The organism is Streptomyces lichenis, assembly GCF_023218175.1.
Taxonomy (GTDB): Bacteria; Actinomycetota; Actinomycetes; order Streptomycetales; family Streptomycetaceae; genus Streptomyces; species Streptomyces lichenis.
Genome location: NZ_JALPTH010000024.1, coordinates 80,534 through 103,658, shown reverse-complemented (window position 1 = coordinate 103,658; position 23,125 = coordinate 80,534). Strand labels below are relative to the sequence as shown.

The following is a 23,125-nucleotide window of genomic DNA, read 5'->3' as shown; positions in this document are numbered from 1 at the left end:
CTCAGTCTCGTCCCTTCTCGCCTGTCGCCATATCGAGATATGGTGTTTGTATGGCTACCAAGAAGGTGACCGTCACTCTCGATGAGTCCCTGGTCGAAGCACTGGCGGACGCGGCCGAGCAAGAAGGAGTGCCGCTTTCCCGGCTTGTCGCGGGGGCGGCTGAGCGGGAACTGCGTCGGCGGGCCGCCCGGGCGGTGGTGCAGGAGTGGCAGGCGGAGCGCGGCGCCTTCACGCCGGACGAGCTCGCCGCCGCCCGCGCGGAGATGGCCGCCGCCGACGCCGAGTATCTGAGCAGTGCGGGGACCTCGGCCGCGTGAGCATCCCCTACCTCTACGACGCTGGTGTGCTGATCGCCATCGACAACGACGACCGGAGCATGTGGGCTCGCCACCACCTGGCCTTGGAGGAGGGCCGTGACATCCACGTCCCGTCCGTGGTCGTCAGCCAGGCCTGGCGGAACTCGCGTCGCCAGGTCAGGCTCGGCAAGTTCCTCGCCGGGTGCACGGTTGTGCCGGTCGGCCTGGAGACGGCCAAGGCCGCCGGCATTCTCTGCGGCGAGGCCGGAACCAGTGACGTAGTCGATGCCACGGTCGTCGTCATGGCGGCCAACTACGGTGCCGTCGTCTGGACCTCCGACCCGTCCGACATCCGGGTTCTCATCGACGCCTTGGACATCAAGCCCGCCCCCGTCGTTCGCATCGTCTGACCGTCCGGCCACTGGGCCCGCCCGCCTCACCCCCGTGGCGGGAGCTTGGGGCGGCGCAGGTCCGGGACCTGGGAGTAGTCGGGTGGGCGGGCCGCGGGGTGGTCGGCGAGGAGCTCCATCGCCAGCTCGACCGCGTCGGAGAGCTGGCGGTGGCGGCCCTCGGCCCAGTCCAGCGGGGTGCGCGGGATCTCGATGTCGGGCTCCACGCCCCGGTTCTCCACGGTCCAGCCGTACTCGTCGAACCAGGCCGCGTTCATCGGCACGGTGATGACCGTGCCGTCGCCCAGGCGGTGGCGGCCGGTCATGCCGACCACCCCGCCCCAGGTGCGCAGCCCGACGACCGGGCCGAGCTTCAGCAGCCGGAAGGCGGCGGTGATCATGTCGCCGTCGGAGGCGGTGGCCTCGTCGGCGAGGGCCACCACCGGGCCGCGCGGGGCGTTGGAGGAGTACGAGACGGGCTGCGCGTTGCGGGTGAGGTCCCAGCCCAGGATCTTGCGGGTCAGGGTCTCCACCACCAGCTCGCTGATATGGCCGCCGGCGTTGCCGCGCACGTCCACGATCAGCGCGGGCCGGGAGACCTCCATCCGCAGGTCGCGGTTGAACTGCGCCCAGCCCGAGCCGCCCATGTCGGGGATGTGCAGATAGCCGCACATGCCGTTGCTCAACTCGCGCACCACATCCCGCCGTTTGGCCACCCAGTCCTGGTAGCGCAGCGGCCGCTCGTCCGACAGGGGCACGATGGCGATCCGCCGCGCCCGGCCCGGCTCGCCCTCGGGCGGCTCGAAGGTCAGCTCCACGGAGGTGCCGCCGGCGCCCGCGAGAAGGGGGAAGGGGCCGGCCACCGGGTCCACCGGGCGGCCGTCCACATGGGTGAGCGCGGCACCCTCGCGGATGCCCGTACCGGCCAGCGGGGAGCGGGCCTTGGAGTCGGAGGACTCACCGGGCAGGATCCGCTTGACCAGCCAGCGGCCGTCCCGGACGGTGAAGTTGGTGCCGAGCAGGCCCTGGGGGCGCTGGTAGTGCGGAGGGCCCTCGTTGCGGCGCGCGGGGGTGACATACGCGTGCGAGGTGCCCAGCTCGCCCAGCACCTCGCGGACCAGATCGGCGAACTCGTCGGGTGAGGACACCCGTTCGAGCAGCGGGCGGTACTGGTCGAGGATCTGCTCCCAGTCGATACCGCTCATCCCCGGGTCCCAGAAGTAGGACCGGATGATCCGCCCCGCCTCGTCGTAGGCCTGCCGCCACTCGGCACACGGGTCCACCTCGTGCAGGATCCGGCGGGTGTCCAGGTAGACCGTGCTGTCGCCGTCCCCGGGCTCGGTCGCCGGGACGGCCCGCAGCTCACCCTCGTCCAGCACGACCAGCCGGGTGCCGTCGCCGCTCACCGCGAACGAGTCGAGTCCGCTGACCAGTTCGGTGCGGCGGGCCTTGGCCAGGCTGAAGTGCTCCAGGGTGGGCCGCCCCGAGGTGTCGGCCGGGTTGGCGAAGGTCTCACCCAGCGCCCCGGAGATCGGCCAGCGCATCCAGACCAGTCCGCCGCCCGCGACCGGCCGCAGCGAGGAGTACTTGGAGGCGGAGACCGGGAAGGCGGTCACCCTGCTCTCCAGCCCCTCGAACTCCACCACCACGGTGCCGTCGCCGGTCCCGGCCTCACCCGGGTCCAGCCCGCCCGCCGCCGGGCGCCCCTCGGGGGAGAGGGCGAAGGGGGAGGGGGTGGCGGAGGCCAGTGGTACGAGATGGGGGCGGCAGCCCAGCGGGAAGGAGAGGTCGCCGGTGTGCACGTCGTACACCGGGTCGAAGCCCCGCCAGGAGAGGAAGGCGAGATAGCGGCCGTCCCGGGTGAAGACCGGGTTCTCGTCCTCGAAGCGGCCGTTGGTGACGTCCACGATGGTGCGGTCGGCGATGCGCGCGATCTTGATCTGGCGGAGGGAGCGGCCGATGCCGGGGTGCGACCAGGTCAGCCAGGCCCCGTCGGGGGAGAAGGCCAGGTCGCGGACGGGGCCGTTGACGGAGCGGGTCAGTTCGAAGGGGGAGGGGGAGGGGGAGGCTGAAGCCTCCGGGGAGGGGGGCGCCGGGGCGGCCGTCTCCGGGGAGCGGGGCTCCGGGGCGGCCGTCTCCTGGGCGGGGGACTGGGCGGTCTTGGGAGCCTGTTGGACGTCGGCTTCCGGCCCGGGGGCCTCTTGGGCGGGGGACTGGGCGGTCTTGGGGGCCTGTTGGACGTCGGCTTCCGGCTCGGGGGCCTCCTGGGCGCCCGCGCCCGTACGGCCGTCGGCACCGGCACCGGCGCCCGTACGACTGCCAGTGTCCGTACCCGTACCCGTACCGTCTTCGGCGCCCGCGCCCGTATCCGTACGCGTACGGTCTTCGGCGCCCGCGCCCGCACCCGTATCCGTACCGGATTTCGCACCCGTGCCCCCGCCCGCCTCCGTGCCGACCGGTCGGGCGCGCACCAGGCGGGGGCCGTTCGTGATGCCGCCTGTCGAGGGGGCCGCCGCCTCGGGTACCGCTGCCGCGTCCTCGGCGGAGACGTCCAGGAGGAGGAGCCGTCCGTCGTGGCAGGCGACCGCCAGCCGGTCGCCGTCCGGGTCGGCGGCCAGCTCGTGGACGCGGCCCAGTTCACCGGCGGCCAGGCGGCGGATCGGGCGGTCACCGCTGGCCCGGGGGAGGTGGGCGATCTCGACGGCGTCCTCGCCCTCGGCGTCGGTGACGTAGGCGACCCGGCCGCCGTCGCCCAGCATCACCGGCAGCCGTACCCGTACGCCGGGGGTGTCCGCGATGGTGCGGGCGGGGCCGTCCCGGTGGGTGAGCCAGTAGAGGCTGCCGCGCACGCCCACCGCGCTGGCCCGGCCGGTGTCGTCCACCGCGACGGCGTTGACGTGGTGGGAGGCCGGGACCTGGTAGGTGCGGCGGCCGGGGCGGGGGCCGCCGAGCCGGACGTCCAGCCGGCGCGGCCGCGAGTCGGGGGTGAGCGCGTCCACCGTCCACAGCTCGCCGGCGCACTGGTAGACCACCCGCCGCCCGTCGGTGGAGGCGTGCCGGGCGTAGAACTCGTCGTGGTCGGTGTGCCGGGTGAGGCCGGAGCCGTCGGGGCGGCAGGAGTAGAGGTTGCCGACACCCTCGTGGTCGGAGAGGAAGGCGATCCGCTCGCCGACGAACATCGCGCAGTCCAGATGCCCCCGCCCGTCCAGCTCGGGCAGCAGCTGCTCGCCGTGCAGCCAGAGCCGGCCGGTCGCCCCGCCCCGGTACCGCTTCCAGGCGGCCGGCTCGTGCGGCGGCTTCCCGGTCAGCAGCAGGGTGAGGTGGCGGCCGCCCACGTCGGCGACGGCGATGTCCGAGACCGGCCCCCAGGGCAGCCGGCCCCCGGGGGAGCCGTCCACCGGCACCTTGTAGGCCCAGGAGAAGTGCGAGAACGGCTGGCCGTGCGAGGCGACGGCCAGGATCTCGCCGTCCGGCGTCCAGCCGCAGACCCGGGTGTCCAGCGCACCCCAGTAGGTCAGCCGCCGGGCCGGGCCGCCGTCCACCGGGGCGAGGTGGATCTCCGGGTCCAGGCTCCGCCAGGTCGTGTACGCGATATGGCGGCCGTCCGGCGAGAAGCGCGGCTGGTCCACCCGGGTGCGGTCCACCGTCAACCGCCAGGCCCGCCCGGGCGGATCGCCGTCCGCCGCGAGCGGGGCGATCCACAGGTCGTCCTCGGCCGTGAAGCACAGCAGGTCGTCGTGGAGGTGCGGGTGACGGAGGTAGGCGGCTTCGCTGCTCACACGTTCATGCTTTCCGCGCGGAAGGGGCCCGGCAACCCGGCTGGGGGGACTTCCACGATCTTCTCGCTTCGGCGGTTCGGCACGGCGGGCGCCGGGACGTGATCGGGGACACGTACGAAACCGTTTCGTTTCGCTGAGGGGCGGACATACGATGCTGGTGTACGAAACCGTTTCGTATCGCGAGTGGATGTGTGTCCGGGCGGCCCGGTGCCGACCGGGGGCGGACCGCTCGCGGCCGGTCAACGCATCACACGCAGGACGGTCCCATGGCACGCGGCAGGCTCACCCCCGAGCGCGAGGCGGAGTTGTACGAGGCCGTCCTCGACCTGCTCCGGGAGGTCGGGTACGACGCGCTGACCATGGACGCGGTCGCCGCGCGGACGCGCTCCAGCAAGGCCACCCTCTACCGCCAGTGGGGGAGCAAGCCCGAACTGGTCGCGCACGCGCTGCGGAACGACAAGCCGGTGGACATCGCCGCGATCGACACCGGTTCGCTCCGCGGCGACTTCCTGGCACTGCTGGCGCACACCGACGAGTGCCAGATCGAGAAGGACTCCGCGCTGATGCGGGGTCTGGTCCACGCCGTCCACGACCATCCCGACCTGCTCCAGGCGCTGCGCGAGCTCCTGGTCGAGCCGGAGGTCACCGGCCTCGGCGAGGTGCTGGCCCGTGCGGTGCGGCGGGGTGAGGTGGCGGCCGACAACCCGGCCCTCCAGCTCGTCCCGCACATGGTGCTCGGGCTCTTCGTCGTCCGTCCGCTGATCGACGCCCGGGACGTGGACCGGGCCTTTCTGACCGAGTACATCGACGCGGTGGTCCTCCCCGCCCTCCTCGTCCGAACCCCTCGCAGCCAGCCGTAACCCGTACCACCCAGAGCTCGATCCGCACCACCCGCAGCTCAACTGACGCGTGACCGCTCGCGCCGTCGGCCGACTCCCCATGTCCTGTCCCTCTCGAACCGGGAGACGCCCTCGTGGCCACGTTCCTGTACCGACTCGGCCGTGCCGCCTTCCGGCGCCGGCATCTGGTGGCCCTGCTCTGGGTTGCCCTGCTGGCCCTCGCCGGAACCGGCGCCGCGCTGGCGCCCGCCGCCACCTCCAGCTCCTTCTCCATACCCGGCACGGAGGCCCAGCGGGCCTTCGACCTGCTCGACGAGCGCTTCCCCGACGCCGGCGCGGACGGCGCCACCGCCCGGGTCGTCTTCAAGGCCCCGGGCGGCCAGAAGATGACCGACGAGGCCAACAAGGCTGTCGTCACCCAGGCTGTCGGCGAGCTGCGCTCCGGCTCCGACAAGGTCGCCGACGTCAGCGACCCCTACCGGTCGCAGGCCGTCTCGCGGGACGGCACCACCGCCTACGCCCAGGTGTCGTACAAGGTCAACGGCATGGAGCTGACCGACGCGGACCGCGAGGCGCTCACCGAGGCCGGCGACCAGGCCCGCAAGTCCGGGCTCACCGTGGAGATCGGCGGTGACGCCCTCCAGGCGGTGCCCGAGACGGGCTCCGGCGAGATCGTCGGCGTGGTCATCGCCGCCCTCGTCCTGGTCATCACCTTCGGCTCGCTGATCGCCGCCGGAATGCCGCTGGTCACCGCCCTGATCGGGGTCGGCATCGGCTCCTCGGCCATCACCGCGCTGGCCGGTGCCCTCGACCTGGGCTCCACCACCGGCATCCTGGCCACCATGATCGGCCTCGCGGTCGGCATCGACTACGCGCTGTTCATCGTCTCCCGCTACCGCGCCGAACTCGCCGAGGGCCGGGAGAAGGAGGAGGCCGCCGGGCGCGCCGTCGGCACCGCCGGCTCCGCGGTCGTCTTCGCCGGCCTCACCGTGGTCATCGCGCTGACCGGCCTCGCCGTCGTCAACATCCCGATGCTGACGAAGATGGGCCTCGCCGCGGCCGGCACGGTCGCCATCGCCGTGCTCATCGCCCTCACCCTCATCCCCGCGCTGCTCGGCTACGCCGGCACTTGGGTGCACGGCCGCAAGGCCCGCGCCAAGCTCGCCGAGGACGGCTCGGGCGCCGACGCCAAGCCGAACATGGGCACCCGCTGGGCCCGTACCGTGCTGCGCCACCCGGTCGCCGTGCTGCTCGCCGGGGTGATCGGCCTCGGGGTGATCGCCGTCCCGGCCGCCTCGCTGGAGGTCGGCCTGCCGGACGACGGCGCCCAGCCCACCTCCACCACCCAGCGCCGCGCCTACGACCTGATCTCCGAGGGCTTCGGCCCCGGCGCCAACGGCCCGCTGATGATCGTGGTCGAGGGCGGCAAGGAGTCCGCGGAGAAGGCCACCGGCCAGATCAAGAAGGTCGACGGGGTCGCCGCGGTCACCCCGGCGATGTTCAACAAGGCCGGCGACACCGCGATCGTCACCGTGGTGCCCAAGGACCGCCCCTCCTCCACCGAGACCGAGGAGCTGGTCCACTCCATCCGGGACACCACCGGGGACGAGGTCCATGTCACCGGCGCCACCGCGATGAACATCGACTTCTCGCAGAAGATGAACGACGCCCTGGTGCCGTATCTGGCGCTGGTGGTCGGCCTGGCGTTCCTGCTGCTGATGGTGGTCTTCCGCTCGGTGCTCGTCCCGCTCAAGGCGGCGCTCGGCTTCCTGCTCTCGGTCGTCGCCGCGCTGGGCGCGGTGGTCGCGGTCTTCCAGTGGGGCTGGCTGGGCTCGGTGTTCGGCGTCGAGCAGACCGGCCCGATCATGAGCATGATGCCGATCTTCATGATCGGTGTGGTCTTCGGGCTGGCGATGGACTACGAGGTCTTCCTGGTCACCCGGATGCGGGAGGCGTTCGTCCACGGTGAGACCCCGCACGAGGCGGTCGTCACCGGCTTCCGGCACGGGGCCCGGGTGGTCACCGCCGCCGCGATCATCATGATCGCCGTCTTCGCCGGGTTCATCGGCTCCAGCGACCAGATGGTCAAGATGATCGGCTTTGGCCTCGCCGTCGCCGTCTTCTTCGACGCCTTCGTGGTCCGGATGGCCATCGTCCCGGCGGTGCTGGCCCTGCTCGGCCGCGCCGCCTGGTGGCTGCCGCGCTGGCTGGACCGCGCGCTGCCCAACGTGGACGTCGAAGGCGACTCGCTGCGCAAGCACATCGAGAGTCGGCGTGGCGAGGACGAGCGGGAGCTGGTCACCGCGGGCGGTGGCGGCACCGGCCGCTGACGACACCCCTTTCCGGTATGACCGGCGGCCGGACCCCTGGACGGGGTCCGGCCACCGGTGCGTGTCCGGGTGGGGCTCGGCCGGCTCAGCTGGTGACGGAGGGGCGGGACGCGGCCGCCGCCGAGGCCGCGTAGCTGCGGCGGACGCAGCGCAGCAGCGCCGAGGAGTCGAACTGGACCACCGCGACCGACTCCGGCGCGTGGAACTCCACGATCACCTGCACCCGGCCGCAGGGCCAGATCTCGATGTCACCGCCGCGGGCCGGGCCGCGCAGGCCCTTCTCCAGCAGCGCCCGGGGCACCGGCCACTCGGTGCCGCCGGGGAAGCAGAAGCGCACGGACGGCTCGGCCGCCTCTTCGCCGGCGGTATCGGGCTCGTGCTCGTGCTCGGGCTCGGTCGGGTCGATGCGCAGGGCGACCGGTACGGGGCGGGAGAGCGGGCCGTCGGTCACGATCAGCGCCTTGGTGTGGACGACGTGGCCTTCCTCTGTGGGGCCTTCCTCGGCGGGATACATCGACCCGACTCCTCACGCTTGCGTTGTTTGTCTCCAATGTCCCACTTCTCAGTGGAAAACGCCCGCCCCCCTACGGCACCCTTGTGACAATGGACTGGCTCTTGCGACCGGCTCGCAACAAGCCCCATCATGCGGAAGCCCTCTCCGTATCGCCTGTCCGAAAGCGGGCCCACCATGCATGTCCCTGACGGATTCATCAACGCACCCGTCTCCGTCGCCGCCGGGGTCGCCGCCGCCGCAGCGGTGGCCGTCGCCCTGCGCGGGGCCTCCAAGGAACTTGGGGGCACCTCCCATGCCGCCAGGCATGGGGGAGAGAAGACGGCGCCGCTGGCCGGGCTGGTCGCCGCCTTCGTCTTCGCCGTGCAGATGCTGAACTTCCCGGTGGCCGCCGGGACCAGCGGCCATCTGCTCGGCGGGGCGCTCGCGGCGATCCTGGTCGGGCCGTACACCGGGGTCCTGGTCGTCTCCGTGGTGCTGCTGATGCAGGCGCTGCTCTTCGCCGACGGCGGGCTCACCGCGCTCGGGGTCAACATCCTGCTGATGGGCGGAGTCACGGTCGTCGTGGCCTACGCCCTCTTCCGCACCCTGGTGAAGGTGCTGCCGCGCCGGCGCTCCTCGGTGACGGCCGCCTCCTTCGTCGCCGCACTGGTCTCCGTACCGGCCGCGGCGGCCGCCTTCACCCTGCTGTACGCCATCGGCGGCACCACCGACGTCCCGGTCGGCACCGTGCTCGCCGCCATGCTCGGCGTCCATGTCCTGATCGGCATCGGCGAGGCCCTGATCACCGCGGTGACCGTGGGCGCCGTGCTCGCCGTCCGCCCCGACCTGGTGTACGGGGCCCGGGACCTGGCCGCACCGCTGAAGCTGCGGGTCGGCGGCGCACTGGTGGACGCCCCGGCGCGCGAGCCGGAGCCCGCCTCCGCCCCCGTACACCGCCACTCCACCCGCCGGGTGTGGGGCGTCGGGGCGGCGGCCGCCCTCGTCCTGGCCGCGTTCTTCTCCTTCTACGCCTCCGCCAGCCCCGACGGCCTGGAGCGGGTCGCCGCCGACAAGGGAATCGACCGGGAGGTCCAGGACCACGGGCTGGCCGACTCCCCGCTCGCCGACTACGGGGTGGCCGGCATCGACGACCCGAGGCTGTCGGTCGGCCTGGCCGGGGCCATCGGGGTGGCCGGCACCATCGCCCTCGGCACCGGGGTCTTCACCGTCGTCCGCCGCCGCCGCGAGACCCCCGGCCACCGCGAGCAGAGCGACCGCCAGGACCGGGAGAGCGTCTGAGATGGGTGCGGGCCACGCCCACCGGCTCTACCGCCAGGGGGACTCCGCCGTCCACCGGCTCCCGCCGCACTGCAAGCTGGCGGCCGTCTTCTGCTTCGTCCTGGTCGTGGTCTGCACCCCGCGCACCGCGCTCTGGGCCTTCGGCGCGTACGCCCTGCTGCTCGCCGCCGTCGCCGTGACGGCCAGGGTCCCGATCGGCTTCCTGCTGCGGCGGATGCTGATCGAGGTGCCGTTCGTCGCCTTCGCCTTCCTGATGCCGTTCGTGGTGCCCGGCGAGCAGATCCAGCCGCTCGGCTTCCTGCCCGTCTCCGTCTCCGTCCCCGGACTGTGGGACGCCTGGAACGTGCTGGCCAAGGCCACCCTCGGGGTCGCCGCGTCGGTCCTGCTCGCCGCCACCACCGAGCTGCGCGCGCTGCTGCTCGGGCTGGAGCGGCTGAGGCTGCCGCCGCTGCTGGTGCAGATCGCCACCTTCATGATCCGCTACGGGGACGTGGTCACCGACGAGATGCGGCGGATGTCCGTCGCCCGCCGCTCCCGGGGCTTCGAGGCCAGCGGCCCGCGGCACTGGGCGGTACTCGCCAAGTCGGCCGGCGCCCTGTTCATCCGCTCCTACGAGCGCGGCGAACGCGTCCATCTGGCGATGCTCAGCCGCGGCTACGCCGGGACCATGCCGGTGATCGACCGGGTCACCGCCTCCCGCGCCCAGTGGACCGCCGCGGCCGCCCTGCCGCTGGCCGCGCTGCTGGTCTGCCTGCTGGGGTGGGCGCTGTGACCCCGGTACGCAGCGGGCACGGCCGTCTGCTGGGATGGACGCCATGAGCGGCACCCTGGCTTTTGTCCCCTCCCTGGACGTGCGCGGCCTCGCCTACGCGTACCCCGACGGCCACCAGGCCCTGTTCGGCGTCGACCTGACCGTGGAGCGCGGTGAGCGGGTCGCCCTGCTCGGCCCCAACGGCGCGGGCAAGACCACCCTGGTCCTTCATCTCAACGGCATCCTCACCGCGGGCGCCGGGACGGTCGCCGTCGCCGGGCTGCCGGTGGCCAAGGCCAACCTGGCGGAGATCCGGCGCCGGGTCGGGATCGTCTTCCAGGACCCGGACGACCAGCTGTTCATGCCCACCGTCCGGGAGGACGTGGCCTTCGGCCCGGCCGCCGCCGGGATGCGCGGCCCGGAGCTGGAGGCGGCGGTGCGCACCGCGCTGGAACGGGTCGGCATGGCCGAGTTCGCCGACCGGCCGCCGCACCACCTCTCCTTCGGGCAGCGCCGCCGGGTGGCCGTCGCCACCGTGCTGGTCATGGAGCCGGAGATCCTGGTCCTGGACGAGCCCTCCTCCAACCTCGACCCCGCCTCGCGCCGCGAACTGGCCGACATCGTCCGTTCCTTGGACGTCACCGTGCTGATGGTCACCCATGACCTCCCCTACGCGCTGGAGCTGTGCCCGCGCTCGGTGGTGCTCAGCGAGGGGGTGATCGCCGCCGACGCCCCGACCGGGGAACTCCTCGCCGACCGGGAGCTGATGCGCCGCCACCGGCTGGAGCTGCCGTTCGGCTTCGACCCGGCGGCGGCCCCGGTCACGCCCGTGACCACGACCCGGAAGCCGGGCGACCGGTAGCCCGTTGCACCATGGGACGGGGCAGGGTGGGCAACACCGCCCCGTACGGCGATGGCGGACAAGGCGCGAGGAGTACGAGACGGTGGACGTCCAGGGAAGTGCGGCGACGGGCTGGGAACCCGTCCGGGAGGCGTTCGTCCGCAACTTCGAGCAGCGCGGGGAGCGCGGCGCCGCGGTCGCCGTCTACCGCGACGGCCGCAAGGTGGTGGACCTCTGGGCCGGCACCCGGGACGTGGACGGGGACGCGCCCTGGGCGGTGGACACCGCGCAGGTGGTCCGCTCGGTCACCAAGGGCGTCGCCGCCGCCGTACCGCTGCTGCTGCACCAGCGCGGCCAGCTCGACCTGGACGCACCGGTGGGCACCTACTGGCCCGAGTTCAAGGCGAACGGCAAGGAGCGGGCGCTCGTCCGCCATCTGCTCGCCCACCAGGCGGGCGTGCCGGTGCTGGACCGCCCGCTGACCCTGGCGGAGGCCGCCGACCCTGCCCTCTCCTCGGCCGCCGTCGCCGCCCAGGCCCCGCTGTGGCGGCCCGGCACCGACCACGGCTACCACCCCCACACGTACAGCTGGCTGCTCGGCGGCCTGGTCCGGCGGGTCACCGGGCGCTCCCTGGGGCGCTGGGTCGCCGAGGAGATCGCCCGCCCGCTCGGGCTCGACCTGTGGATCGGGCTCCCGGCGGACGAGGCCCACCGGGTGGGCCGGGTCGGCCCGGTCGCCGAACCGGAGCCGGCCGCCGGGGGCGGGCTGCGGCTGCGCCCCAAGCGCTCAGTCGCCGACGCCTACGCCGACCCCGACTCGCTCACCCGCCGCGCCTTCGCCGCCATCACCCCCGTACCCGACGAGAACGACCCCACCTACCGGGCCGCCGAACTGCCCGGCTCCACCGGCGTCTCCACCGCCCGGGCGCTGGCCCGCTTCTACGCCGCCACCCTCGGGCCGGTGGACGGCCACCGGCTCTTCGCCCCGGCCACCCTGGCCATGGCCCGTACCCAGGAGTCCGCCGGGCCCGACCGGGTGCTGGTGGTCTCCACCCGCTTCGGCCTCGGCTACATGCTGCACTGCCCGGCCTCCCCGCTGCTCGGCCCCGGCTCCTTCGGCCACCCCGGCCGCGGCGGCTCCCTCGGCTTCGCCGACCCGGAGTCCGGCATCGCCCTCGGCTACGTCACCAACGGCATGCGCAGGACCGTCACCGCCGACCCGCGCGCCCAGGCGCTGATCCGCGCCGTGAAGACCGTCATCGGCTGACCGCTGTCCGCTGATCCCTATTTCGCTGATCCCTCTTCATACGGCTGGACCCAGTACCGCACCGAGGCCTCCCCGTCCTCGATCCGCAGCACGCACTCCTGGTGCACCCTCAGCGTCCGCCCGCCGTCCGGGTGCTCCAGGGTCAGCCCCAGCGCCACGATGGCGGCGATGGCCCGCTCCAGCAGCCGCTCCTCCGCGTCGTGCGGGCCGACCGCGTTCATCGCCTCGAAGTACGGGCCGACCTCCGCCCAGCCCGGTCCGGGCAGGAAGTCGTGCAGCAGCAGCGGCATGTCCATCCCGCTGGGACGCAGCTCGCCCACCAGCGTCCCGCCCCGCATCAGCCGCGGATTCCCGGTCATCGGTCCCCGCCTCCCCCTCGTCGTCCCCTGATCCTCCCCGGCCGCCCTCAGCTCCCCGCCGCCGCGGCGACGGTCACCGGGTCGAGGCCGGTCAGCTCGGCGATCCGGTGGGCGGGCAGCCCGGAGGCGACGGCCCGGCGCAGCAGCTCGTCGCGGTCACCGGCGCAGTTCTGGTACGCCATGAGCTCGGCCTCCACCGAGGAGCGCACCCCCGAGGCGGCCGCCTGCCGGACCCGGGCCAGCTCCTCCTCGGTCAGGGGTACGGGCAGCCGCTCGGCGTCGTCGGGGATGGCGACGGCCTCCTCCGGCACCGCCAGCCGTACGGACTGGGAGTCCGGCGAGACGCCCTGGGCGCCGAACCAGGCCTGCACCGCCGAGGTCTCCAGGCACTCCAGACCGCCCACGGCGACCAGCGGGACACCTGGCGCACCGGTGGTGATGCCGTTCTGCGCGAGGTAGAGGTAGGCGTCGTCGGTCATCGTCAGCTCACTTCCGTCGGGTACCGGGCGGCCAAGTCCCCCGGACGTCTCATCTCCCTTCCCGGCCTACCCCCAAATCCTCCGCCTGCGCCCGGAAGGCGCCATTCGCCGCAGCCGATCCGCCGTCCACAGCAGACCCCGCGCCCGGTGAAGCGGCTGCTCGGGTGGCGGCGAGCGTACCGGTGCGCCCGCCGAGGAGGCCGCGCACGTCCACCCACAGCACCCGTCCTGTGCCGGGGCGGGCGCCCGTGTCACCCGTGGGGGCCGGGGTGTTCCTCCCGGGTGCTCGCGCGGGGTGGGGCCGTCCTCGTTCCGGTGGAGCCGCCGTGGTCGTCCGGCGCGGTCGGGTCGCCGCGCCAGGGCAGGCCGTGGTGCGCCAGACGGTGCGCGACTTCCTGGCGCGAGGCCGCTCCGAGCTTGCGCAGCACGTTGGCCACGTGCTCCTCGACGGTCCGGCGGGACAGGAACATGGTCTGCGCGATCTCGCGGTTGGTGCGGCCGTCGGCCAGCCGGGACGCCACCTCGCGTTCCCGGGGCGAGAGTTCGTTGCCGTAGCCGCGCCGCCCGCGCCGGGAGGGGGTCGCGGCCCCGGTGCCGCGGACCAGGTGGCGGCAGCGGGCGGCGTCCGCGGACGCGTCCAGCTTCTCGTAGGTGCGCGTCAGACCGGTGAGCGTGGCGACGTCGGCGGCGCGCGCCGCCACCCACTCGGCGAACCGTGCGGCCCGGTAGGGGAGGCCGAGGGCCCGGAGGCGGCCGACCGCGTCCTCGGAGAGCCGGGCCGCGCCGGTGGTGTCCCCGTCGGCGTCCGCGAGCCGCGCCCGGCAGGCGACCAGGGCGGCGTCTGCCAGCGGGGCGTCGAAGCCCACCAGCCCCGCGGCCAGCTCGTCGGAGAACGCCTGCGCGTCGTCGCGGCGCCCGGCGGCCAGGTACGCCTCCACGGCCTCGCAGGCCAGCTCGCCCGCCCACACCCACAGGCCCTTGCGGCGCAGCAGCGCCGCGCCCCGGTCGGCGTACGCGCAGGCCGCGCCGGTGTCGTTCCGGTGGAGCAGCAGCGTGATCGTCCCCCCGGTCGCGGCGACGGCGACCGGGGCGATGGCCGACTCGGGCTGGTCCATGCGGGTGTCCCGGAAGGCGGCCTCGGCGCGGTCCCAGTCACCGCGCGCGGTGGCCAGCCACCCCTGGACCAGGCGGAGTTCACAGGTGAGCGGCAGCAGGTGGGCGTAGCTGCGGGCGAGCCGGTCGGCCCGTTCCGCGAGGCCGTCCCAGGCACCGGAGTACCAGTCCAGCCGGACGCGGGTGGCCTCCGCGGTCCCCGTGATGTAGGACGCGCCGGCCTGCCCGGCCAGACTCAGACCGCTGCGCAGGAACTCCCGGGCCCGCTCGTAGTGCCCGGTCCAGGCCCACCCGTCGGCCAGGTTGGCGTGCACCCGGGCCAGGTCGTGCAGTGCTCCGGCGGCCTCCGCCTCGGACACCGAGGGCAGCAGGCCGAGCCGGTCCGCCGCCTGCGGCGAGCCGGAGATCGTCCGGGCGCAGAGGGTGTTGGCCAGCAGCGCGGTGCGCGGCGAGCCCTGCGGCAGGGTGTCCAGGCTCGCCTCCACCCGCTCCAGCCACATCAGGTCGGTGGTGAACGGGACGGTCGCCATGCACGGCACGGCCAGCACGGACATCCCGCGCAGTCGCCGTTCGGGACGGCTGTGCAGCGCCTCGACGGCCAGTTCGATCTCGGCCCGGCCGCGGTCCATGGCGCCGGCTTCCCGGATGAGCAGCAACCCCAGCCACAGGTGCAACTCGGCGCGCACCTCGTCAGTGAGCCGGGGGTCGCAGGACAACCGCTCGATCCGGTCGGTGACCTCCCAGTGGTGCAGCCCGATCAGCGCGCACCCGCACAGTTTGAGCGCGAGCCGGTTCACGTCCCCGGCGCCGACGGCGGGATCGGCCACCGCGGCGCGCAGCAGTTCCATCGCGGTGGAGGTGTCCCCGGCGCGTACCGCCGCGTCGGCGGCCTGCTCGCTGTAGCGGAGCCAGTCCTCGGTCAGCCCCGCGCGCCGGGAGTGCGAGGCGAGCCGCACCAGCGGTCGCGGAGTGAGCCGGGCCAGCTCGCGGGCGGCGCGCAGGTGCAACTCCTGGCGATGCGGACCGGGCAGCGCGTCGTACACCGCGCGCTGTCCGAGCGCATGGCGGAACCCGTAGGCGTTCTCGACCGCCTCGACCAGCACGGCCCGCTCCAGCAGGGCGGCGACCTGCTCCCGGGCGCGGTCCACACCGGCGACCGCGCCCAGCAGCTCGGCGGTGGCGGGCACGCCGAGCACCGCCGACGCCTCGGCCACGGCGCGGGTGTCGGCGGGCAGTGCGTGCATGCGCTCGGCCATCGCCTCGCGCAGCAGCACGGGGACCCGCACGATGTCCAGCAGCCGGCGCGCCGTCGCCTCGTCGGTGCGCAGCCGTCCTTCCCGGGTGCGCAGCGCGCAGGTGATCTCCTCCACGACGAAGGGGATGCCGGCGGTGCGCTCCCGCACCGTCTCGGCGAACCCGGCCGCGACCGGACGGCCCAGGATGCCTTCGACCAGTCCGCGCACCCCGGCCGAGTCCAGGGGCGCCAGCGACAGGTGCGTTCCGGTGGTGCCCGGCGGCGGGCGGAACGTCCGGCCCAGCGGGGCGTCACCCGGCAGGTCCTCGCGGCGGTAGGTCAGGACGAGCGACAGGCCCGGCGGCGGGTCGCTCATCACGAAGCGCAGCAGCTGCCGGCTCCCCTCGTCCGCCCAGTGCGCGTCCTCGATCACCAGCACCGCCGGCCCCAGCACCGCCAGCAGGTCGCGGACGGCACGGAAGACCTGGTGCCGTTCGGCCGCGGCGTCCCGGGGACCCGGCGGTGCGGGCGGCAGCAGGTGGGCCAGCTCGGGCAGATAGCGGCGCAGCGTCCCGAGGACCGGCCCCAGCCGCCCGCGCACCCGCTCCAGCCGATCGGCGCACAGGCGCAGGCACTCCAGGACGACGCCGTAGGGGAAGGGGTCGCGCAGCGGCTGGCAGTACCCGACCGCGGTCCACCGGGAGCCGCCGCGCAGGCCGGCGGCCATCTCGGCGACCAGCCGGGTCTTGCCGACGCCCGCCTCGCCCTCGACGAAGACCACAGACGGGGCGGCGGCCACGGCGGCGGCCAGCGACCCCAGCTCACGGGCGCGGCCGACCAGCACCGGTGAGCTCATCCGCCGCCGGGTGGCGGAGAGCCGGCCCGGCTGGGTGGCGCGCGTCATCGCTCCCCTCCCGCTGAGGTGCCGGCATGGCCGTCGACGGCTGGCCGAGGCGTCCCGAGGATAGGCACCGCGATGGATTTCCGGAAGGACGCGCGTCGCGTAAATCCCGTACCCATACGGGGCGTTGCCACGGTTGTTCGGCGGTGGCGCAGGGACGGATCGTTTCCCCCGAGTGGCCCTTCCGTTCCCTCGACCCCCCACCCGACGGCCACTCCTCGGGCCCGGTCCGCCGGGCATCGAGCGGGAGACGGAGTAGCCATGCGACACGGATTCCTGAGCGGAAGCCGGCGTGCCCTCACGGCCGCCTGCTGCGCCGCCGCCCTGACCACCGGCGGCGTGGCAGCCGCCGCGAGCCACCAGCGTTCCGCCGACCCGGCCTGGGGCGGTGTCGTCCAGGCCGACCAGCCGGTCGCCGGACAGTACGTCGTCGTGCTGGAGGACGACGCCCCCAAGGCCGCCCGAGGCCATGCCGCGACGCTGGCCGACCGCTACGGCGGGGAGGTCGTCAGGACCTTCTCGGCCACCTTCAACGGCTTCGCGGTCCGCGGCGCCGACGAGCGGGAGGCCGCCCGGCTGGCGGCCGATCCGTCCGTGGCGGCGGTGTACGAGGACGGCACCGCCCGGGCCGCGGGCGAGCAACCCGACCCGCCGTCCTGGGGGCTGGACCAGATCGACCAGAGGACCACCGGCCTCGACAAGAAGTACACCTATCCGAACACCGCCGACTCCATCACCACCTACGTCATCGACTCCGGGGTGAACAAGGACCACAGCGAGTTCGAGGGCCGGGCGGGGTTCGGCTACGACTTCGTGGACAACGACGCCGACGCCAGTGACTGCTTCTGGCACGGTACCCACGTCAGCGGCACCATCGCCGGCAGGACCGTGGGGGTCGCCAAGAAGTCCAGGATCGTCGCGGTGCGGTCCCTGGGCTGCAACGGCTCGGGACCGGACTCGGCCACCGTCAGCGCGCTGGAGTGGGTCGCCACTCACGGCAAGGCGCCGGCGGTGGTCAACATGAGCCTGGGCATGGACACCGTCGGCGTGGGCGACCAGCAGGTCAAGGCCCTGGCCGCCAAGGGCTTCACGGTGGTGGTCTCGGCCGGCAACAGCGGGGCCGACGCCTGCGGCGTCAGCCCGGCCCGGGTGCCCGAGGCGATCACCGTCGGGTGGATCGACAAGGGCGGCAGCCGCAAGGGCAACTACGGCGGCTGCCTGGACCTGTTCGCACCGGGCGGGAACATCTACTCCGCCGACCGCACCAACGGCTACCGCACCGGCAGCGGCACCTCGATGGCCGCACCGCACGTCGCCGGGGCGGCGGCGCTGTACCTCCAGGCCAACCGCGGTGCCACACCTCAGCAGGTGCGGGACGCACTCGTCGGTGCCGCCACGCCGAACCTCGTCACCAACCCCGGTTCCGGCTCCCCGAACAAGCTGCTGTACACCGGATCCATCGGTGGCGGCCCGCAGCCCGGCTGCGGAACCAAGGCCGACGACGAGGACGTGGCCATCCCCGACGCCGCGGAGCCCGTCACCAGCAGCATCCGCCAGGAGGGCTGCGCGGGCCGTGCCTCGTCCGCACTGCCGGTGAAGGTCGACATCGACCACACCTACAGCGCGGACCTGGCCATCGAGCTCGTCGGGCCCTCGGGCGCCGAATACCCGCTCAAGCGGGCGGGCGGAGTCGGCGTACCGGACGGCGTCCACCAGACCTTCACGGTCGACGCCTCCGCCGAGAACGCCGACGGCGTGTGGAAGCTCCGGATCACCGACGTCCACCGGTACGACACCGGAAAGCTCACCGGCTGGTCCATCACCTTCTGACGCCCCGTCCGCGGGGGCCGGTCCTCGGTCATGGCCGGCCCCCGCACCCTTCCGCCGGATCCGCCCGGTCACCGCTGCCTCGGCGGCCCGGCGCCCGTCCACGCCCTTCCCTCCCAACCACCGCGTGAGGAAACGTCCATGAGAGCACGACACCTGACAGGAATCCTGGTCTGCGCACTGGCGGTGGCCGTCGCGCCGACCGCGCCGGCGGCGGCGGACCCCGCCCCCGCACCGGCCACCGCGGCCACCCCCACCGACTCCTTGCGTCCGGACCCCGGCCCGGGCACCAGGATCGTCAACGGGCAGCGCACCACGGTCCGCGAGAACCCCGCCGTCATCGCCGGCCTCCGGGTGGGCGGCGGCGGGCCGCAGGGCGCCTCCTGCACCGCCTCGGTGGTCGGCAAGCGCAAGATCCTCACCGCCGCGCACTGCATGATCGACGTGTCCGGCGAGAAGAGCTACCTGTACGGCGACGACGACCTCGACTCCGCCGGTGACGAGAGCTTCCGCACCAAGGTCGCCTCGTACAAGGCGCACCCGAAGTACACCGGCCCGGGCAGCTGGCGGCAGGGCTACGACGTCGCCGTGGTCACCACCGCGGACGACATCCCGGTGCCCGAGAGCCAGTGGGCCAAGGTCGCCGGATCCGCCGACGCGGCACTCACCAGGCCCGGTGCGTCGGGGACCTCCGTGGGCTATGGCAATGTGGGACCCGGCGGCTCCTCGGGGGTGCTGTACAAGACCACGTTGCCCATCAACGACGCCGGCCGGTGCCAGGTGTTCGACATCAAGGTCGACCCCGACGTCATGGTCTGCGCCGGCTACGACGACGGCCGCACCGCGAACTGCTCGGGGGACAGCGGCGGACCGTTCACCGTGGACGGCGTCGTGGTGGGCGTGAGCTCCTGGGGATCGAGCAAGTGCGACCGCTACAGCATCATGGCGCGGCTGACCAACGAGATGGGCGACTGGGCCAAGGCGCAGATCGGCGGCGGCCAGCCGGGCGACGGGAAGTTCTCCGTGGAGCTGAACCCGTCCAGCGGGCGCGCCACCCCCGGCGGGCACGTGTCCACCACGCTGACCAGCCAGGCCGGGGACGCGGGCGCGGAGAGGATCGACCTGTCGGCCACCGGGCTGCCCACCGGTGCGAGCGCGGTGTTCCAGCCCGCGTCCCTCACGTCCGGCGGCACGTCCAAGGTCACCTTCCAGACCTCGGCACAGACGCCGGCCGGCTCGCACACCGTCACCGTCCACGCCAAGGGCGCCTCCGGCACCAGGACCGCGACGTACACCCTCACGGTGGGCGACGGGAACGGCACCGACGGCCCCAGGCCCACGGTCTCGCCGACCTCCGGCACCGTCACCGGCGGCCGGTACGTCAACGTCGACGTCACGGTCTCGGGCGGGCGCGGCCCCAGCACTCTCAGCGCCACCGGACTGCCGTCGGCACCGACGTTCTCCCCGCGGACGGTCCCGGCCGGCGGTACCTCGCGGATGACCGCCATGGCCCCTTACCAGGCGGGCACCTACAAGATCACCGTCACCGCCACCGACAAGGAGGGCAGGACCGGCAGCGCGGACTACACCCTGACCGTGCGCTGACCGGCTGATCCACCCTCCCGCCCAGGGCCCGCGAACGACGTGGTTCGCGGGCCCCGGGCGCATCGCCCCGGTACGTGACGCCGGCGGCGGTATCCGGACGCGGCTGCGGGAGCCCGGTCGCACGGATCCGGCGGGGGCGGCGGCAAGCGCCGCAGACCGATCCGGGGCGGGCCGACCGGCGCGGTGCGGCAGATCGAGGACGCGCTTGTCCGTCCTCACGGCCGACGATGAGCAACCCCAGGTGGGAGCCGCCATCGAGCGGGCCGGCTACGCGCCGGCCTGCCGGACCGCCGACCGGACCCGTCCGGACAGGCGCGCGGTGCCGCGGTCGCCGGCCGAGCCGCGCGAGCGGTGGGGACGGTCCGCGGTCCGGGCGTACGGCCGACGCCGTCGACGGGCTGACCCGGTGCCCCCGATCCGCCGCCCGTTCACCCGCCGTGCAGCATCAGCCCGATGCCGACGACCATCAGCCCGGCGGCCGCGATCCTCGGCGCGCCGAACCGCTCCTTGAAGAACAGCGCCCCGATCGCCGCCCCGACGATGATCGAGGACTCGCGCAGCGCGGCGACCGGGGCGAGCGGAGCCCGGGTCTGCGCCCAGAGCACCAGCCCGTACGCGGCCACCGACAGCGCCGCGCCGAGCAGCCCGCGCGCCGCGTACGGCCGCAGCTGGGCCGCCAGCTCCGAGCGGCGCCGGTGGAGCGCGTACACCGGGATGGCGACGCCCTCGGCGATCATCAGCCAGGCGGTGTAGCCGAGCGGGGTGTCCGCGGCCCGTACACCCATGCCGTCCACCACGGTGTACCCGGCGATGGCGACCCCGGTGGCGACCGCCGCCAGCAGCGCGGGCCAGTGCGGGGAGCGCCCGGTGCCCCGGATGCCCCACACGGCGAGGCCGGCCAGCCCGGCACAGGCCACCGCCACGCCCATCAGCTGCTGCCCGTCCGGGATCTCGTGCACCAGCACGGCCGCCAGCACGGTCACCACCAGCGGCGCGGTGCCCCGGGCGATCGGGTACATCTGGCCGAAGTCGCCCAGCGTGAACGAGCGCATCAGCAGCAGCATGTACGCCACGTGCAGCACCGCCGACAGCCCCAGATACGGCCAGGCCGCCGGGGCCGGCAGCGGGGCGAAGCAGGCCAGCACGGCACCGATCAGCAGCCCGCCGCCCGCGATCAGGGTGAACGAGACCAGCTTGTCGCGGATGTGGTGGGCGATCGCGTTCCAGCCCGCGTGCGTCACCGCCGCGGTCAGCACCGCGGCCACCACCAGCGGCGTCACGCCGTCCGCTCGCGCGGCTCGGCGACGGTGGCCCCGGAGTGGCCGACGAGCACCCCGGGGAAGCCGACCGCTCTGTCCGGACCGCTGAGCGACACGGGGACGGAGCCGGGGAGGGAGCCGGTGACAGGGCCGGGAACAGATGCGGTGACGGGGCCGGGAAGGGATTCGGGGACGGAATCGCTCATGGCCCGCACGCTAACGGTAGGTGTACGAGCCACGCGAACCGTTTCGCCCCGTGGACGCTTCCCCGCTCAGCGGGCGTTGAGCACGTCCGCGACCACCTTGCCGGCCGAGTCGCCGCCGTGGCCGCCGGACTGGACCACCGAGGCGGCGGCCAGGTCGTCGGCGTAGCCGGTGAACCAGCTGTTGGACGAGGACTGCCCGTCCACCTCCGCCGAGCCGGTCTTGGCGCCCTTGTCCCCGCCCACCGAGGCCATCGCCTGGGCGCCGGTGCCGGTGGTCGCCGTGGCGCTCATCATGGCCCGCAGGGCGGAGGCGATGTTCCCGGGCAGCGGCTGCGCGGTGGTGATCTCGCCCTTGATCAGCTCCTTGGGCACAAGCACCGGCTGGTGGAACGCCCCGCTCTTGGCGGTCGCCGCGATGGAGGCGACGCTCAGCGCGTTCATGGTGACCTTGCCCTGGCCGATGTAGGAGGCGGCCGTCTCCGAGCCCTGGGAGGCGGGCACACTGGCGTCGGAGGAGGGGATTCCGGTGGACCACACCCCGCCGAGGCCGAAGTACTTCCGCGCCGTCTCACCCAGCGCGGTGTCCTCCACGTCCTTCTCGCTCAGCGGGCCCACCGCCTTGATGAACGCGGTGTTGCAGGAGCGCCGGAAGCTCTCGGTGAGGCTGCCGCCGTCCGGTATGGAGAAGTGGTCGAGGTTGTGGAACGTGCCGCCCTTCCACTGCACCTCCTCCGGGCACTCGACCGGCGAGGACGGCCCGTCGACCACACCCCGGTCCAGCATCATCGCCGCGGTGACGATCTTCATCGTGGAGCCGGGGGCCTGGGCGCCCTGCATCGCGGTGTTGAACCCGGTGGCCGGGTTGTTGGCGACCGCGCTGATCTCACCGGTGCTGGGCCGGATCGCCACCACCGAGGCCTGCCCGAACCTCTTCACCGCCCGCTCGGCGGCCGCCTGCACCTCGGCGTCCAGGGTCGTCCGCAGCTTGCCGGGGACCCCCTTGGTGAGGGTCAGCAGCGTCTGGTTCGGCGCGTCGGCGGAGGCCGGCTCGATCCAGGTCTCGATGCCCGGCTCGCCCTCGACCTGGTCCGCGTACCGGGTGCGCAGGGTGTCCAGGACGGTGCCGAGCGACGGGTACTTCTCCCGGGTCAGCTTCCGCCCCTGGCGGTCCACCGCCTCGATCGCGGCGGTCTCCGCCTCACCGGTGCGCAGCGACGCCCCCTTGGTCAGCTTGGGGTGCAGCACCGTCGGCGCCCAGTCGACCAGCGGCCGGCCGGTGGTGGCCCCGCGCACCACGGTCAGCTTGGAGGAGTACGACAGCACCTTGCTGTGCCCCTGGTGGCTGACGGTCGCCTTCACCGTGTACGGGACGGTGGTGCCGCTCGCCGTCCCCGGGGTGATGACCGCCTTGGCCACATGCGCCGCCTCCCGGAAACTCCCCACCACCGGGGTGGCGTTCGCCGGGTCGTTGGTCAACTGCCCGGCCGCCTCCGCGTCCCCCTTGGCCCAGGCGGCCAGGAAGTCCCGCGAGGTCCGCTCGGTCTCCTCGGCGGTGATCGGCCCGGAGGCCTTCAGCGGCCGCGCCTCGCCAACGTTGTCCACCCCGCCGGTGATGCCGTTCCACAGGTTGAACCCCGCATAGCCGACGCCGCCCGCCACCAGGACGAACGCGCCGCCGACGATGGCGACCTTCGCTCCGCTGCGCATGGTGCAGTCCCCTCCCCAGGAGCCCCCGTGAGCCCGAACCGTGCTTGAACACGTTCAAGCGTGATACCTCGGGCACTCTACGCGACCCCTGTGACAACAGTTCGGATCGTTACCCGACCGGAACGCGCCCCGGGCGCCTGGCAGGAACGCC

Annotated in this window: 18 protein-coding genes; 10 read left to right on the top strand and 8 right to left on the bottom strand. The window is 73.8% G+C overall.

The genetic code is table 11. The annotated features are described in order from the left end of the window. Nucleotides 1-50: 50 nt before the first annotated feature. Nucleotides 51-317 (top strand): hypothetical protein, encoded by a 267-nt coding sequence (locus M1O15_RS22890; protein ID WP_248636008.1) that lies wholly within the window; start codon nucleotides 51-53, stop codon nucleotides 315-317. Continuing rightward, nucleotides 314-706, top strand: a complete 393-nt coding sequence (locus M1O15_RS22885; RefSeq protein WP_248636007.1) for a PIN domain-containing protein — start codon at nucleotides 314-316, stop codon at nucleotides 704-706. The genes M1O15_RS22890 and M1O15_RS22885 overlap by 4 nt, the downstream gene beginning before the upstream one ends. A gap of 26 nt (nucleotides 707-732) precedes the next feature. Here M1O15_RS22885 and M1O15_RS22880 read toward each other — a convergent pair whose 3' ends face one another. Next, nucleotides 733-4,464 carry a S41 family peptidase gene (locus M1O15_RS22880; RefSeq protein ID WP_248636006.1) on the bottom strand — a complete coding sequence of 1,244 codons (3,732 nt, stop codon included), beginning with the start codon at nucleotides 4,462-4,464 and terminating at the stop codon, nucleotides 733-735. Between the two features lie 266 nt (nucleotides 4,465-4,730). On the opposite strand from M1O15_RS22880, the gene M1O15_RS22875 reads away from it, so the two are divergent. Next, nucleotides 4,731-5,324, top strand: a complete 594-nt coding sequence (locus M1O15_RS22875; protein WP_248636005.1) for a TetR/AcrR family transcriptional regulator — start codon at nucleotides 4,731-4,733, stop codon at nucleotides 5,322-5,324. 113 nt (nucleotides 5,325-5,437) lie between these two features. Further along, the gene (locus tag M1O15_RS22870; protein WP_248636004.1) at nucleotides 5,438-7,633 is read left to right on the top strand and encodes an MMPL family transporter; all 2,196 of its coding nucleotides are present in this window, start codon (nucleotides 5,438-5,440) and stop codon (nucleotides 7,631-7,633) included. Nucleotides 7,634-7,718: 85 nt separating this feature from the next. On the opposite strand, the gene M1O15_RS22865 is transcribed toward M1O15_RS22870, so the two are convergent. Next, nucleotides 7,719-8,147, bottom strand: coding sequence for an SsgA family sporulation/cell division regulator (locus tag M1O15_RS22865; RefSeq protein WP_248636003.1), 429 nt, complete (start codon nucleotides 8,145-8,147; stop codon nucleotides 7,719-7,721). A gap of 174 nt (nucleotides 8,148-8,321) precedes the next feature. On the opposite strand from M1O15_RS22865, the gene M1O15_RS22860 reads away from it, so the two are divergent. From M1O15_RS22860 to M1O15_RS22845, 4 genes are all read left to right on the top strand, one after another. Beyond that, nucleotides 8,322-9,425, top strand: coding sequence for an energy-coupling factor ABC transporter permease (locus tag M1O15_RS22860; protein ID WP_248636002.1), 1,104 nt, complete (start codon nucleotides 8,322-8,324; stop codon nucleotides 9,423-9,425). Between the two features lies 1 nt (nucleotide 9,426). Then, a complete protein-coding gene (gene cbiQ, locus M1O15_RS22855) occupies nucleotides 9,427-10,197 on the top strand; it encodes a cobalt ECF transporter T component CbiQ (protein WP_248636001.1) in 771 nt (256 codons plus the stop codon). A 34-nt stretch (nucleotides 10,198-10,231) separates the two neighbouring features. Further along, nucleotides 10,232-11,038 (top strand): energy-coupling factor ABC transporter ATP-binding protein, encoded by an 807-nt coding sequence (locus M1O15_RS22850; protein ID WP_372499554.1) that lies wholly within the window; start codon nucleotides 10,232-10,234, stop codon nucleotides 11,036-11,038. An 82-nt stretch (nucleotides 11,039-11,120) separates the two neighbouring features. Continuing rightward, on the top strand, nucleotides 11,121-12,284 hold the full coding sequence (locus tag M1O15_RS22845; RefSeq protein WP_248635999.1) for a serine hydrolase domain-containing protein: 1,164 nt from the start codon (nucleotides 11,121-11,123) through the stop codon (nucleotides 12,282-12,284). 17 nt (nucleotides 12,285-12,301) lie between these two features. On the opposite strand, the gene M1O15_RS22840 is transcribed toward M1O15_RS22845, so the two are convergent. The 3 genes from M1O15_RS22840 to M1O15_RS22830 form a co-directional block, all read right to left on the bottom strand. After that, the gene (locus M1O15_RS22840) at nucleotides 12,302-12,643 is read right to left on the bottom strand and encodes a hypothetical protein (RefSeq protein WP_248635998.1); all 342 of its coding nucleotides are present in this window, start codon (nucleotides 12,641-12,643) and stop codon (nucleotides 12,302-12,304) included. Nucleotides 12,644-12,690: 47 nt separating this feature from the next. Beyond that, on the bottom strand, nucleotides 12,691-13,122 hold the full coding sequence (locus tag M1O15_RS22835) for a DUF6003 family protein (RefSeq protein ID WP_248635997.1): 432 nt from the start codon (nucleotides 13,120-13,122) through the stop codon (nucleotides 12,691-12,693). Nucleotides 13,123-13,373: 251 nt separating this feature from the next. Further along, nucleotides 13,374-16,373 (bottom strand): ATP-binding protein, encoded by a 3,000-nt coding sequence (locus M1O15_RS22830; RefSeq protein ID WP_248635996.1) that lies wholly within the window; start codon nucleotides 16,371-16,373, stop codon nucleotides 13,374-13,376. A 258-nt stretch (nucleotides 16,374-16,631) separates the two neighbouring features. Between M1O15_RS22830 and M1O15_RS22825 the strand changes: the two genes are divergently transcribed. Both M1O15_RS22825 and M1O15_RS22820 read left to right on the top strand, forming a co-directional pair. Beyond that, the gene (locus M1O15_RS22825; protein ID WP_248635995.1) at nucleotides 16,632-18,200 is read left to right on the top strand and encodes a S8 family peptidase; all 1,569 of its coding nucleotides are present in this window, start codon (nucleotides 16,632-16,634) and stop codon (nucleotides 18,198-18,200) included. A gap of 138 nt (nucleotides 18,201-18,338) precedes the next feature. Then, the gene (locus M1O15_RS22820) at nucleotides 18,339-19,802 is read left to right on the top strand and encodes a trypsin-like serine protease (protein ID WP_248635994.1); all 1,464 of its coding nucleotides are present in this window, start codon (nucleotides 18,339-18,341) and stop codon (nucleotides 19,800-19,802) included. 428 nt (nucleotides 19,803-20,230) lie between these two features. Here the strand turns inward: M1O15_RS22820 and M1O15_RS22815 are convergent, their stop codons facing one another. The 3 genes from M1O15_RS22815 to M1O15_RS22805 all read right to left on the bottom strand — a co-directional run bounded on the left by M1O15_RS22815 (nucleotide 20,231) and on the right by M1O15_RS22805 (nucleotide 22,974). Beyond that, entirely contained in the window at nucleotides 20,231-21,082 is an 852-nt protein-coding gene (locus M1O15_RS22815) for an EamA family transporter (protein WP_248635993.1), read from the bottom strand. Beyond that, nucleotides 21,079-21,267 (bottom strand): hypothetical protein, encoded by a 189-nt coding sequence (locus tag M1O15_RS22810; RefSeq protein ID WP_248635992.1) that lies wholly within the window; start codon nucleotides 21,265-21,267, stop codon nucleotides 21,079-21,081. The genes M1O15_RS22815 and M1O15_RS22810 overlap by 4 nt, the downstream gene beginning before the upstream one ends. A 66-nt stretch (nucleotides 21,268-21,333) precedes the next feature. Then, nucleotides 21,334-22,974, bottom strand: coding sequence for a penicillin-binding transpeptidase domain-containing protein (locus tag M1O15_RS22805; RefSeq protein ID WP_248635991.1), 1,641 nt, complete (start codon nucleotides 22,972-22,974; stop codon nucleotides 21,334-21,336). Nucleotides 22,975-23,125: the final 151 nt, after the last annotated feature.

Coding starts and splice junctions, on each gene's coding strand:
- M1O15_RS22860 (WP_248636002.1), top strand. CDS start 8,322: ATGCATGTCCCTGACGGATTCATCAACGCACCCGTCTCCGTCGCCGCC.
- M1O15_RS22810 (WP_248635992.1), bottom strand. CDS start 21,267: ATGAGCGATTCCGTCCCCGAATCCCTTCCCGGCCCCGTCACCGCATCT.
- M1O15_RS22830 (WP_248635996.1), bottom strand. CDS start 16,373: ATGACGCGCGCCACCCAGCCGGGCCGGCTCTCCGCCACCCGGCGGCGG.
- M1O15_RS22865 (WP_248636003.1), bottom strand. CDS start 8,147: ATGTATCCCGCCGAGGAAGGCCCCACAGAGGAAGGCCACGTCGTCCAC.
- M1O15_RS22840 (WP_248635998.1), bottom strand. CDS start 12,643: ATGACCGGGAATCCGCGGCTGATGCGGGGCGGGACGCTGGTGGGCGAG.
- M1O15_RS22890 (WP_248636008.1), top strand. CDS start 51: ATGGCTACCAAGAAGGTGACCGTCACTCTCGATGAGTCCCTGGTCGAA.
- M1O15_RS22825 (WP_248635995.1), top strand. CDS start 16,632: ATGCGACACGGATTCCTGAGCGGAAGCCGGCGTGCCCTCACGGCCGCC.
- cbiQ (WP_248636001.1), top strand. CDS start 9,427: ATGGGTGCGGGCCACGCCCACCGGCTCTACCGCCAGGGGGACTCCGCC.
- M1O15_RS22805 (WP_248635991.1), bottom strand. CDS start 22,974: ATGCGCAGCGGAGCGAAGGTCGCCATCGTCGGCGGCGCGTTCGTCCTG.
- M1O15_RS22875 (WP_248636005.1), top strand. CDS start 4,731: ATGGCACGCGGCAGGCTCACCCCCGAGCGCGAGGCGGAGTTGTACGAG.
- M1O15_RS22850 (WP_372499554.1), top strand. CDS start 10,232: ATGGACGCCATGAGCGGCACCCTGGCTTTTGTCCCCTCCCTGGACGTG.
- M1O15_RS22835 (WP_248635997.1), bottom strand. CDS start 13,122: ATGACCGACGACGCCTACCTCTACCTCGCGCAGAACGGCATCACCACC.
- M1O15_RS22820 (WP_248635994.1), top strand. CDS start 18,339: ATGAGAGCACGACACCTGACAGGAATCCTGGTCTGCGCACTGGCGGTG.